At 36.7% G+C, this 11949-nt stretch carries 10 protein-coding genes; 5 read left to right on the top strand and 5 right to left on the bottom strand.

Features of this window, described 5'->3' with window-relative positions; all coding sequences use genetic code 11:
* Positions 1-427 precede the first annotated feature (427 nt).
* Genes CA2015_RS19450 through CA2015_RS19440 form a run of 3 tightly spaced genes read left to right on the top strand, consistent with a single transcriptional unit; the run spans position 428 to position 3232 of the window.
* The gene (locus tag CA2015_RS19450; RefSeq protein WP_048643403.1) at positions 428-1540 is read left to right on the top strand and encodes a Re/Si-specific NAD(P)(+) transhydrogenase subunit alpha; all 1113 of its coding nucleotides are present in this window, start codon (positions 428-430) and stop codon (positions 1538-1540) included.
* A gap of 1 nt (position 1541) precedes the next feature.
* Positions 1542-1859, top strand: a complete 318-nt coding sequence (locus CA2015_RS19445; protein WP_048643402.1) for an NAD(P) transhydrogenase subunit alpha — start codon at positions 1542-1544, stop codon at positions 1857-1859.
* Between the two features lie 5 nt (positions 1860-1864).
* A complete protein-coding gene (locus CA2015_RS19440) occupies positions 1865-3232 on the top strand; it encodes an NAD(P)(+) transhydrogenase (Re/Si-specific) subunit beta (protein ID WP_048643401.1) in 1368 nt (455 codons plus the stop codon).
* An 87-nt stretch (positions 3233-3319) separates the two neighbouring features.
* Here the strand turns inward: CA2015_RS19440 and CA2015_RS19435 are convergent, their stop codons facing one another.
* Entirely contained in the window at positions 3320-3943 is a 624-nt protein-coding gene (locus tag CA2015_RS19435) for a methyltransferase domain-containing protein (protein ID WP_048643400.1), read from the bottom strand.
* A gap of 286 nt (positions 3944-4229) precedes the next feature.
* On the opposite strand from CA2015_RS19435, the gene CA2015_RS19430 reads away from it, so the two are divergent.
* Both CA2015_RS19430 and CA2015_RS19425 read left to right on the top strand, forming a co-directional pair.
* Complete coding sequence (locus CA2015_RS19430; protein ID WP_048643399.1) at positions 4230-6149, top strand: hypothetical protein; 1920 nt, start codon at positions 4230-4232, stop codon at positions 6147-6149.
* A gap of 5 nt (positions 6150-6154) precedes the next feature.
* A complete protein-coding gene (locus CA2015_RS19425) occupies positions 6155-8050 on the top strand; it encodes a receptor L domain-containing protein (protein ID WP_169786500.1) in 1896 nt (631 codons plus the stop codon).
* Positions 8051-8356: 306 nt separating this feature from the next.
* Here the strand turns inward: CA2015_RS19425 and CA2015_RS19420 are convergent, their stop codons facing one another.
* The 4 genes from CA2015_RS19420 to CA2015_RS19405 form a co-directional block, all read right to left on the bottom strand.
* Entirely contained in the window at positions 8357-8899 is a 543-nt protein-coding gene (locus CA2015_RS19420; protein WP_048644640.1) for a hypothetical protein, read from the bottom strand.
* A gap of 353 nt (positions 8900-9252) precedes the next feature.
* On the bottom strand, positions 9253-9582 hold the full coding sequence (locus tag CA2015_RS19415; RefSeq protein ID WP_048643397.1) for an L-rhamnose mutarotase: 330 nt from the start codon (positions 9580-9582) through the stop codon (positions 9253-9255).
* 15 nt (positions 9583-9597) lie between these two features.
* On the bottom strand, positions 9598-10431 hold the full coding sequence (locus CA2015_RS19410) for an amidohydrolase family protein (RefSeq protein WP_048643396.1): 834 nt from the start codon (positions 10429-10431) through the stop codon (positions 9598-9600).
* A 20-nt stretch (positions 10432-10451) separates the two neighbouring features.
* Positions 10452-11537, bottom strand: a complete 1086-nt coding sequence (locus CA2015_RS19405) for a 3-oxoacyl-ACP synthase III family protein (protein WP_048643395.1) — start codon at positions 11535-11537, stop codon at positions 10452-10454.
* Between the last annotated feature and the right edge of the window lie 412 nt (positions 11538-11949).

Raw genomic sequence — 11949 nt, 5'->3', positions numbered from 1 at the left:
AATATTATAAGTGTCGTACAATCACTTATTACTATTTCTTCTAATCTACCAATCATTAGTACATTTCTCCCATAGGGTAAAAAGTAAATCGATCATTTTAATAAGATAGCCGTAAGAAAAAGGAAGGAAATCCCTGAAACCTAAGCATTTTTAACTTAGCTTAGAGAAATACAAATAGAGCAAAGTCCAATTTTGACAATAAAATCGCTTGATTAAATTGAAATTTTTCAATATGTTAAGTTTAATAGGTGAAAAAATACTTCAACTAACTAAAAAGCGAAAGTTTTGGCCAACATTACGGTAAAATCCGTAAAAAAGTGCTTTTTTTGCACTGCCAAAATCATTTGAAGCTCTAAGGTTGGCTGCTAAGATGAGAGAAATTGATTTTGTATACTCAATGTTTGGATTACATTTATAAACCACCATTATGATTTTAGGAATTTTAAAAGAACCTTCTCCGGAAACCAGGGTTTCCTTACATCCGGAAGCTGTAAAGGTCCTAACTGCATCGGGAAATAAAATCCTGATCGAAAAAGGGGCTGGGGAATCCTCTTTCCTTTCTGATGACACATTTTTGGAAGCTGGTGCTGAAGTCAAAGACCGCAAGGATGTTTTGAAAGAGGCAGAAATGATTTTTCAGATCACTCCATTAGATGCTGCAGACCATTCCTTATTAAGTAAGGGCAAATATTTATTTGGTGTATACCAACCTTTATTTGCCAAAGAGCTCATGAAAACCCTTGCGGATACAGGAGTCTCTTTGTTTAGTATGGACTCCATCCCAAGAATTACACGTGCGCAAAGTATGGATGTATTGTCCTCCATGAGTACGGTTTCAGGTTATAAAGCCGTTTTATTGGCTGCTGCTAATTTGCCAAGATTTTTCCCAATGCTAATGACTGCTGCAGGTACAATTGCACCCGCTAAAGTTTTGGTAATAGGAGCTGGAGTAGCAGGATTACAGGCCATAGCTACTGCCAAAAGGCTTGGAGCTGTGGTAGAGGCATTTGACACAAGACCTTCCGTAAAAGAACAAGTTGAAAGTTTAGGAGGTAAATTTGTGGAAGTTCCTGGTGCTGTAGAAGACAAAGGAGCTGGAGGGTATGCTGTAGAACAATCTGAAGAATACAAGAAGAAGCAATCTGAAATGCTCGAAAAATCCATCATTAAATCAGACGTGGTAATTACTACGGCCTTGATACCTGGAAGAAAAGCACCTATCTTGATTACCAAAGCCATGCTGGAGAAAATGAAATCCGGAGCTGTTGTGGTTGATTTAGCTGCAGCTAATGGAGGGAATTGCGAAGGCACACAAAACAACGAAACGGTATCAATTGATGGGATAACCGTAATCGGTAACTCTGCCTTGCCATCCACCATGCCGCAGGATGCCAGTAAGATGTACAGTAAAAACGTACAAAATCTTCTTAAACTCTTGTTAAAAGAAGACAAACTAAACCTCAATTTTGAGGATGAGATTATTAAAGGAACCTGCATCACTCATGATGGGGCAATAGTTTATGAACCGTTATTAAAGTAATATGGAAGCGATTATTGAATATATATCAACTAACCAACAAGAACTTTATATTTTCATTCTGGCGATATTCGTAGGGGTTGAGGTAATTTCGAAAGTACCTACTGTACTTCATACTCCACTTATGTCAGGTTCAAATGCCCTTTCAGGCGTTGTGATCGTGGGATCCATAATAGTTCTGGGAAAAACAGACCCTGCAAACTATCTGGCCTTGTCACTAGGTTTTTTGGCAGTATTACTTGCTACACTTAATGTGGTAGGTGGATTCGCTGTTACCAACAGAATGTTAGAGATGTTTAAGAAAAAACCAGGTAAAAAATAAGAATCATGATTTTACAGATAATAGATATTTGCTACCTGATAGCAGTAGTACTTTTTATCGTTGGTATCAAGATGATGAGTCATCCGGATTCTGCGCGTAAAGGTAATAGCATTGCCCTTTCAGGAATGATTTTGGCTATTTTAGCTTCTTTCCTGACTCCAGGTTTAGACAACCTTGTACTTATACTAATTGCAATGGCCCTAGGAACGATTGGAGGGATTTATTCTGCCAAAACCGTACAGATGACTGCCATGCCTCAGCTTGTATCCTTCTTCAATGGTATGGGTGGTGCTGCAGCAGCTCTTATAGGTCTCGTAGAATATGGTGACCTTCCAGTGGATGACATAGGCAAAGGAGCTGTACTTATGTCCAGCTTAGTCATTGGATCGGTTTCGTTTTCCGGGTCATTGGTAGCCATGGGTAAACTTCAGGGTGTTTTGAAAGATATTCGTATCAATAAAATGCTTGGCTTTGCAGTACTAGGGATAGCAATAGCATTAGCGGCTTACATACTTGCCTCTGCTGCCCCACAACCAACCCTAATTTATGTATTGGTGGTACTTTCTCTCATCTATGGATTAATGTTTGTTTACCCAATTGGTGGTGCAGATATGCCTGTAGTGATCTCACTACTCAATTCACTGACAGGGGTTACCGCTGCTACGACAGGTTTGCTTTATGACAATAAGGTAATGCTTATGGGTGGTATTTTGGTTGGTTCAGCAGGTATTCTACTTACTTTACTAATGGCCAAAGCCATGAACAGATCAGTTTCAAATATCCTATTTACCTCCTTTGGGGGTGGATCAGGAGCTGCGGCTGCGGGTCAAGATGGAGATCAAGTTGCTAAAGAAATCAATTCTTATGACTCTTCTATCCTTTTGGCTTACGCAAAACGTGTAGTAATTGTACCGGGATATGGTTTGGCTGTTGCACAGGCTCAGCATGCTGTGCATGATTTAGAAAAGATCCTTGAAGAAAAAGGTGTTGAAGTACTGTATGGTATTCACCCTGTAGCCGGTAGGATGCCAGGGCATATGAACGTGTTGCTAGCTGAATCAGATGTTTCTTATGACAAGCTTATCGAAATGGATGACATGAATGAGAAGTTACCCAATACCGATGTCGTAATGGTGATAGGTGCAAATGATGTAGTGAATCCAGCTGCAAATGATGATCCTTCCAGTCCTATATATGGAATGCCTATATTAGAAGTAAACAAGGCCACGAATGTCATTGTGATAAAAAGAAGTATGAGTTCAGGTTACGCCGGAATTCAAAACGCACTCTTTTTCGATCCTAAAACCAGAATGTTATTCGGAGATGCCAAGAAGGTGCTCAACGAACTCGTTGGAGAAGTTAAAAACATGTAATTTAAAAAGGCTGCTTAAATTTAAGCAGCCTTTTTTTATGTTACAGCTATTTTACCCTAGCCTATATTAGTAATCTGAAGCACGGTATTATTTTTTCTGTCCTACAAACCTAATGACAGATCCTTTTCCATTATGATACACCCCTTCCCCTAGTTCAACCTCTTTTTCTTCTAATTGTATAATGGTATAATTACTGAAGTCAGCTTTGATCTCTTCCACAGAAAAAAGTGAATCTAAATCTCTAGGCCCTCCTATCTTTTCATTTTTAGCTCTATAAGCCAAATTATTTTTGCTAAAAGCCTCAAGGATAACTGTTCCTCCTATTTTTAAATATCCGTCCAGTATTTTGTGGTATTGGGATTTTAGTTTTGCTGGAAAATGAGCGTAAATAAGGCCAATAACATCAAACTCTTCTTTAGAGTAATTCACCATTGCCAGGTCGTTAACCTGATAATCTATACTTACTCCGTTCTTTTCAGCCAATTTCAAGGCCTTCTTCTTACCTTCATTACTTTGGTCAAAAGCAAAAACAGCCCAACCCAATTTTGCAGCAAATACCGCATTTCTACCCTCCCCTTCTGCGGGCAATAGCATTTTTCCAACCTTTAATTCCTTTATTTTTTCTTCGAAAAATAAGTTAGGTGCTTCTCCATAGGCATAGGCTTCATTGCCATACCTTTCATTCCATTTTTTTATCCAAATATCTTCCATTACTTTAAATTTAATCAATTTATGAACATCATTATAAAAGCAGCTTACTACATAGTTAAAATTAACACGAAAATCACTGGCATTTAAGCCATTACAAATTCGACAATTTCATCAAAGTAAAATCTCTAAATCCATTTTGAAAAACAAATAAATTAAAATTGTACAAATTATGCGATTCGCAATCAAACAACATAATTTATTATTTAAAATACATTAATAATATTTTAAAATACAAAGGCATGAATTGTAAAATAATGTTTAGTTTTACAAAAACATTTTTAAAAATATGAACAGATGGAAATTGATCCACTACTTTCAACTTTTTAGTTTGATTGTTTTGGGAGCATGCACAACTGAATATGAGCATCATTCACCTACTAATGGAAGCATAAGTTTTCAGGTTAAGGAAAGCTTTGTAGGAAATGAAAGAAATAGAATTCTAGAGCTCCCTGTCCAAGGTGTAAACAGCGTTGTCCTTACTATAGAAAATGAAGATGGTTCTCAAACCATCTTCGACCGTAAAACCTTACCTATTTTGGGTTTAGGTGACGAACTTCTCATAGAAGAAATAAACCTATCACAAGGCAGCTATCAAATTAGTGCATTTTATTTGACTGATAGCAGTGGGAACATCTTATATGCTACTCCAATGGAAGGCTCTGAGTTTGGAGAGTTTCTGACACAACCACTTCCAATCCCTTTTAAAGTGGCAGCAAGTGAATCCCAAAGCCTAAGCCTTGAGATCATTTCTACTGCCGGAAAGAATCCAGAGCCTTTCGGTTTTGAATCCGGAATGGCTGGCTTTAGGGAGACCTTTTACTTTTTCATTTCTGCTGTACGTGAAAAGTTTGATGACTTTATGGATTTTATACCAGCAGAATTAACTGTTAGTCAGGGTGACCATATATTGACCCAGCAACTTAATGGAAAGTTGAATAAAATTGTACTTCCAAAGACAAGTGAAAAGTATGACTTTACACTTACTTATGGACCTTTTCAACCCATCGAAAAGGAAATAACTTACGATAGTCTTCAAACATTCGAGCATCAGCCACTAATTTTTGAAATGACAAAAAAACGAGCTGATGCGTTTTATATCGGTGGGACGTTCAAAGGGAATATAACATTGTCCAACCAAGCAGCCCTTGATTCTTTTGGTTTGAAGGGCTATGATATTATCGAAGGAAATTTAACAATTGGGAATACTCCTGATGACTCAGAAGACCCTATTTTAGACCTATCACCATTGGCTACAATAGACCAAGTAAAAAATAATTTAAACATCATAAATAATCCGGAATTACGATCATTGGAGGGACTGAATTACCTCCGATACATTTCTCAAGAATTAATAGTAAAAAACAACTCCCTTCTAGAGTCATTTTATGGATTGACTTCTTTGGAGAAATTGCGAGGACTGAACTTGACGAATAATCCTAGTATCCGAGACTTTAATGGATTTAACCATGTGGCATCTACAATAGAATCTTTACATATTGAAAATATGGAGCATTTTATCGGGTTAAAAGGGGAAGGATTTGAAAACGCAATAAAACTGAAAGATGTAATTATTCTTGAGAACCCTAACCTTATACATCTAAGTTTTCCTACACAAACTGAAAACCTCAATTCTAAACTTTATGTAACTAACAATCCGGCACTGATCTCTTTCGGTGGTGGTGATGGTGGGTTTAGATATTTATGGATCCTAGAGCTAAATAATAACAAGAGTTTGGAAAACTTGGAAGGACTTCTTCAGCCTAATGGTGAGGGAATAGAAGATTTGATTGTCTTAAACACTCCAAAACTTACTACACTATCTCCTTTATTTTTAGCTGAACAAGTTGGTGAAATACATTTAGAGAACAATGCTTCTTTGGAAGATATAACGGCTTTTTCCTCTGCAAAGATAATTTTCAGCGATATTACTATAATTAATAATCCTCAACTAAAAAGTCTGAATGGCTTTGAAGGTGGAAAAGAACTTTATTATTTTGTTTATAAAGGGACTGATCCTTACCCAGGATACGTATGGTCTCCTCCTGTAAAAATTACCATCAAAGACAATACTTCACTTGTCGATTTTTGTGCGCTTAAAGACATCAAGGTTACACTCGCAAATAACCTTCCATTTGCCACCGAGATTAAAGGAAATGCCTTTAATCCAAGTTTCGACAATATTCGAAGGGGGGAATGTAAACCATGAGAGAAATGATATTAAAATTCCGTTTAGTCTTACTTATTCTTTTTATTTCTCTTGGTGCAGGATTGGTTTCTTGTGAAGAGGCTGAAAAACCAACTGTAATCCCTGATCCGATTACAAACCCTGGAGAAGAAGAGGAAAACCCTGAAAATCATGAGAAATTACCCACAGTTGTAATTAAAATTGCCAAAACTTCAAACACATCTTCAAGGCAACTTAGGGTAACCGCTTATAATAAAGCAATTATTACTATTCAAACAGTAGATGGAGATTCTACCGCTTACAGTAGCAAGAAAATTCAGGTTCAGGACATGGGAGATCATTACCTGACAGAAAAAATCATTCTTCCGGAAGGATCTTATCAGGTAGTTGCATTTTATGTGCTGGATGATAACAATAACATTGTAGAGGCCACTCCTAAGAAAAACTCATCCCTAAGTGAGGACCAAAATTTGTCATTGCCTTTGGCTTTTGAATTAGAGACCATAGAAACAGACAATAAAGAGGAAGCAGAGATACAAATATCCATGCAAGTGGTAGCTGCAGAAGGACATAGCCCCTCCGACTTTGGTTTTCAGTCCTTTGGTTTGGATATTGTAACTGCTACTTCTAATAAAATCTACATGGCAATGGTTACTGACCAGCGAATAATGGACTTTCTGCCTGGATCAATTGAAATAACTGCAGACGGAGAAGTCATTACCCAAGAACTAATTGCCGGAATTAATGAATCTGTAACACTTCCCTTAGCTGATAGTTATGCTCTACTATTTAAAAGCTTCAATTTTGATGATTTCACGGATACGCTAACCTTAGATCAACTGAAGTCCTATGTTGAACAGCCTTTGGTAGTAGAAATGGTAGAGTCTGAAATTAAATGTTTAGGAGGGGAACATCCGGGAGATTTGGTATTGACAACACAAACTGAATTAAACGATTGGGCATTACGCTGTCATACCGGAATCCAAGGGGACCTTTTCATCCTAGGAGGTGATGAACAAGACCCTATCCTAGACCTGTCTGCTTTGGAATTAGTGACCCGTGTTTACAACGATTTAAAAATTGAAAACACAACAAATTTAAAAAACCTTCATGGTTTGGAAAACCTGACCCTCGTAGAGGGATTCGTAACGATTAAAGGCAATAGTAATTTGGAAACCCTTGAAGGTTTATCGCTGTCTGAAACTAGCAATTTATATTTAACCATAAGTGACAACCCTAACTTGTTAAATCTGCATGGATTGGAACAAATAAAAACGTTGGGCTATGTTTTCATTAATTCTAATCCTAAAATAATCAATTTCAAGGGGATGGATCAGGTTCATGAGATTTCTAACTTGGTAGTTTCTTCCAATGATGCACAAACTTCATTCGAGGGACTCAACAATGTTCGCCATATAGGTTCACTTGAAATTAAAGGCATAGACATTATTGACTTTAATGATTTTCAGAGCGTTGAAACAATAGCTTCACTAACTTTGTACTACATGTATGAACTCAAAGATTTAACTGGATTTACTGGAAAGGTGACTTCCACCATAGATTTTATGAGTAATCGCATCAATACATTGGAGGGCCTTAATGTTGCTGAGGAAATGTTTAGTGTAAATATTAAGGATTGCTCATTAAGGAACCTCAAAGGATTAAGCAATTTAAAAAGAATTAAAAAAGATCTTTATATTCAGGACAATATGAGCCTTAATTCTTTGGAAGGGCTTGATAACTTGACGGCTGTTGCTGGCAAAATGCAAATTCAATCAAATACCTACCTCACAAATTATTGTGCTTTATCAAAGCTATTCAATGCAGAAACATTGCCGGTAACAGTAATAAGTGAAAATGGGTATACGCCCACTATAGCTCAATTGAAAGATGGTGAATGTCAAGGTGAGTTAGAATATTAAACCCGAAATATGCAATGGACAATCTATTACGTGCTGAAATCGCTTTAAAATCAGCCACTTCGTTGCTGTTTTCAATTTCACCATAGCGGTGCTATGCTAAAATCTCCAAACAGCCTGATTGTCTTGCGATTGCAACACTTCCCGTAAACACGGGACAGGCTATCACCCCTGACATTGGTCAGGACGGAGAAATCCTATTACATAATCCGGGTTAAAACAAAATTCAAAGCAAAACCGGATGAGAAATTCTCATCCGGTTTTGCTTTGAATAAACATCCCACCTTAATTAGAGAAGGAAAGCAAGGATTACAAATTAAAATTATACGCAAATACCAATAAAACAGGCCAAGGCTCAGTAAGTCCAGTAATTCTTGGATCTTGTTTTAGCCCATCCAGATCATTTTGATAGGCAGAAGATCTTACAGGAACAATTATTCCCATATCCCAAAAGTTCCCTTCTTTCCGATGGCTATTTAATTTGATCCCTGCACCCAAGGAGGGTCCAAAATAGGTTTTGCTAGATTGAGGTAACCCATCAATTTTAATGGCTGCATTCGTGCCAATCATACCTGAAAGATAAAATTGAGCCATATTCTTGCTCTCAAAATCTTTAGTAATTCCCAGGTTATATCCAATATCAGCAATCTGATAGCCAACACCTCCAAATAAGTTCAGGCCTTTGGCTACATTGGTACCTATATGTAATCCAACGCCCCCATAGGGAAGCCCAAATCCGATTCCAAAATTGGCTTCTCCTGCTTGGGAACTTAAATGATCCTTTTGCGAGAATGCAGATAAACTAAGCATCAGACAAGCGAAAAATAATACTGTCGATTTATTGATTTTCATAATTACAAAAATTCTTTTCTTCTTAAAAATTTTCACCAATACATTAAAAAACATTTAATGCAATACGAAATACCTTAATCTATATTCCATAAAACTAAAAATGCAATAATCTAAAACTACCTATATTTTCATCAAAATCTAAAATAAAACATTGAAAATTTGATCTTCAAATTCAATCGTTTAGGAACAGTTTTTCATGTGAAAAATGTAAATTTTATTTAATGCTGCTTCCTCCATTCAAGGGTTGGTAAAACTTATTGCCCATTGATTATTTTAGATCAAAAAAAACCACTTGATTACATACATGTTGAAATTTGAATCAACCGATTTAAAAGATGTTGATTTTTGCCTTTTTATAAGGAAAAGATCTTTTCCATAAGCACCCATTTTTCACCAGGCTTGGCCCAGGGAAGCGTTTGTTGGAGCGTACTCATTAACCCTTCCCATTCTTGAACTTTCTCATTGCTTTCATCCATTTTGGCTTTTTCCTCAAAAGAAAAAGTGTCCCCAACTTCCATAATCATAAAAAGGCGATTCCCTGTCAGGTAGATATCCATCACTTGAATATCTGCATTTTTAATGCTCGCAATAATTTCGTCAGAAACCCTTTTATGGTGTTCAATATACTGTTCAATAATTTTAGGGTCATCCTTTAAATCCAGGGCAAGGCAATATCTATTCATAGTGAAACATTATTATTAAAGTTGATAAAAATTTATCGCATTCGTATGCCATATTTTTTGTAATGTAGACTCAGAATGTCCTTTAAAATACCCTTCCATTAGTCCTACTACCTGTTCATAGCTACCGGACAATTTACAAACCGGCCAATCAGAGCCAAACATGAGCCGATCTTCTCCAAAGGCCTCCATTACCGTATCCATATAGGGGTAAAAGTCTTTCTCCTCCCATTGATTCCATGCCGCTTCTGTAATCATTCCTGAGAGCTTACAATGGACATTCGGATACTCTGCCAATGCTTTGATGTTCTCCTTCCATTGCTCATTCTGTCCATTTTTGATATCCGGCTTGGCCAAGTGATCTAGTACAAAGCTTCCGCTCTCAAAATTGGACACAGTCTTGATGGCCCCTTTTATTTGATGTGGAAGCACTAAAAGGTCATAGGTATACCCAAGGCCAATAATGGTTTTTAGTCCACGCTGAAAGGCTTGATTAAGGATGTATTCCGGATCAGCTTCATCCTGTAGGACATGTCTAAAGCCTTTTAATTTTTTATATGATTTATATTTGCTTAACCTCACAGGCAATTCCTCAGACTTTAAATCTATCCATCCCACCACAGCCAAGATAAATGGGTGTTTTTCTGCCAAGTCCAAGAGGAAGTCATTTTCTTTTTCATCCTGAAATGCTTGAACAGCGACTGTTCCTTCAACTCCATTTTCCTCTAAAATTGGAAATAAATCATCTGGGAGGAAATCCTTCTTCAAACTGAGCATCTCCTCATTAATCCATGAATAGTCAATAGGATCATAGCGCCAAAAGTGCTGATGAGCATCTATTTTTTTGATCATAGCAAATCAATAATTAAATTTTATGGATGTAGGTAAACAAAAGCATTAATATTCATCCCCGCTCCTACAGAGGCAAATAAAGAATAATCACCAGCATTGAAATGATGGTTTTCTTTATTCCCCTTTGCCACCAAATCGTACAATACAGGTACAGTGGCCACAGAATTGTTTCCCAATTCCTGAATACTCATAGGCATAAGGTCCCCTGGGACATCTTTTTTATCATAAAGTAGAAAAAGACGTTCCAAAATATTATGATCCATTTTGGCATTCGCTTGATGGATAAGTACATGCTTGATCGCCTCTAGATCTATCCCTGCCTTTTCAATACATTCCTTAAGGGTAGGCGCTACAGTTTTGATAGCATACTCATACAATTTCCTGCCATTCATTTTCAAAAAGCGGGTATTGTCAGGATAATCGGGATTGTAAGAAGGTCCCATGGTCAATAAATAAGCATGGTCCAAGGTGTCTGACCTGGTAATATGTGCCAATATGCCTTCTTTTTTATCTCCCTTCTTCGCCTCTAAGATTACTGCTCCTGCCCCATCAGAAAAAATCATGCTGTCAATGTCATGAGGATCAGAAATTCGTGACAAATTTTCTGCACCTATTACCATCACTCTTTTTGCATCACCGGATTGAAGGTAGTAATTGGCTTGAATCATTCCCTGAATCCATCCGGGGCAACCAAATGGCAAATCATAGGCTACTGTATAGGGGTTTTTAATCCCTAGTTTGTTTTTGACCCTGGCCGCCAAACTAGGACAAGTATCTATTCTAATATTGTCTTTTAAAATGTCTCCGAAATTATGAGCCACTATAATATAATCCAGAGACTCTCCATCAATTTCAGCAGAAGTCAAGGCTTCTTTTGCAGCAAAATAAGCCATATCAGAAGTCATTAAATTCTCTTCAAGATACCTCCTTTCTCTTATTTCAGTGATTTTTTGAAGCGTTGCAACAATATCGGTATTAGGCTTAACTAATCTTTTACCGCCTGCGTCATAAAATTCTTTGGTTAAAAAATAATCATTAGGGATAATTTCTTTTGGTAAATACTTCCCCGATCCTACGATAATGCTACTAATTATTTCCTTATCCATTAACTAATTTTCTTTACTAAAATTAATAATCCTAAAAATACGTATTATAAACTATTTGTTTGAAGAAATTCACTTGAATAATAAGAATAATTACGCTTTTCGTTCGATGATTTTCATCAGTCTTTTTACGGATGGTTTTAAGGCTTTAAAATGAAATTATTTCTTTTAATTTTCTTAAAACAGCAACAACTTATTTCAAATTGAGCCTAACAATTACTTTTAATAATTGTATTTCCCTTACTAATCCTTTACTAACCAAGCCCTGCTACGGTCTCCCATATAAAAAAGGTTCCTATTCAATACCCCTTACTTAGAAAAATGACTACTTAGTTTAACCCTAAATAGGTAATTGGAGCAGCTATTATTAAACTCGAAATATGAAATAGACAATCTATTACGTGCTGAAATCGGT

The sequence above is a fragment of the Cyclobacterium amurskyense genome (assembly GCF_001050135.1).
Classification (GTDB): domain Bacteria; phylum Bacteroidota; class Bacteroidia; order Cytophagales; family Cyclobacteriaceae; genus Cyclobacterium; species Cyclobacterium amurskyense.
This window is presented reverse-complemented; position numbering and strand designations above follow the sequence as displayed.

What these genes read in the sequence shown, in the direction of transcription:
- CA2015_RS19450 (WP_048643403.1), top strand. Translation starts at nt 428, where the DNA reads ATGATTTTAGGAATTTTAAAAGAACCTTCTCCGGAAACCAGGGTTTCC.
- CA2015_RS19445 (WP_048643402.1), top strand. Translation starts at nt 1,542, where the DNA reads ATGGAAGCGATTATTGAATATATATCAACTAACCAACAAGAACTTTAT.
- CA2015_RS19440 (WP_048643401.1), top strand. Translation starts at nt 1,865, where the DNA reads ATGATTTTACAGATAATAGATATTTGCTACCTGATAGCAGTAGTACTT.
- CA2015_RS19435 (WP_048643400.1), bottom strand. Translation starts at nt 3,943, where the DNA reads ATGGAAGATATTTGGATAAAAAAATGGAATGAAAGGTATGGCAATGAA.
- CA2015_RS19430 (WP_048643399.1), top strand. Translation starts at nt 4,230, where the DNA reads ATGAACAGATGGAAATTGATCCACTACTTTCAACTTTTTAGTTTGATT.
- CA2015_RS19425 (WP_169786500.1), top strand. Translation starts at nt 6,155, where the DNA reads ATGATATTAAAATTCCGTTTAGTCTTACTTATTCTTTTTATTTCTCTT.
- CA2015_RS19420 (WP_048644640.1), bottom strand. Translation starts at nt 8,899, where the DNA reads ATGAAAATCAATAAATCGACAGTATTATTTTTCGCTTGTCTGATGCTT.
- CA2015_RS19415 (WP_048643397.1), bottom strand. Translation starts at nt 9,582, where the DNA reads ATGAATAGATATTGCCTTGCCCTGGATTTAAAGGATGACCCTAAAATT.
- CA2015_RS19410 (WP_048643396.1), bottom strand. Translation starts at nt 10,431, where the DNA reads ATGATCAAAAAAATAGATGCTCATCAGCACTTTTGGCGCTATGATCCT.
- CA2015_RS19405 (WP_048643395.1), bottom strand. Translation starts at nt 11,537, where the DNA reads ATGGATAAGGAAATAATTAGTAGCATTATCGTAGGATCGGGGAAGTAT.